Source organism: Mesorhizobium sp. M7A.F.Ca.CA.001.10.2.1 (assembly GCF_003998575.1).
Lineage (GTDB): Bacteria > Pseudomonadota > Alphaproteobacteria > Rhizobiales > Rhizobiaceae > Mesorhizobium.
Genome location: NZ_RZQY01001407.1, coordinates 1 through 400, shown reverse-complemented (window position 1 = coordinate 400; position 400 = coordinate 1). Strand labels below are relative to the sequence as shown.

The window sequence follows — 400 nt, the reverse complement described above, 5'->3', positions numbered from 1 at the left end:
CGGCTGTGCTGGTCGGGCTGGGCGTCCATGTCGCCCTGCAGAAGAGCTGACCGCCCGAGCCTACCGGGATCATGCCCTGCCGTTGCGCTGCGTGAATTTGCGGTATATCGGCTTTCGCCATGAACGATCCGACCAGTCGATTGATGAGCACTTATGAGATTGAAATCGGCCTTTTCCCTGTGTTGCCAGTGACATGATCAAGCACAATCCGCCTTCTCCCGAACCGTTGCACCGCGCCATTGCGCGGTTCGGCCAGGCCACAGTGCTGGTGGTCGGCGACTTCATCCTCGATCGTTTCGTCAACGGCGTCATCGAGCGGATCTCGCCGGAGGCGCCGATACCGGTGCTGCACGGGCGCGGCGAGACCTCGACCATGGGCGGCGCCGGCAATGTCGTGGCC

Annotated in this window: 1 pseudogene; it reads left to right on the top strand. The window is 62.8% G+C overall.

Annotation, left to right across the window (positions count from 1 at the left end):
• Positions 1-193: 193 nt before the first annotated feature.
• Positions 194-400, top strand: a pseudogene (locus tag EN964_RS37320) (bifunctional heptose 7-phosphate kinase/heptose 1-phosphate adenyltransferase); the annotation flags it as partial.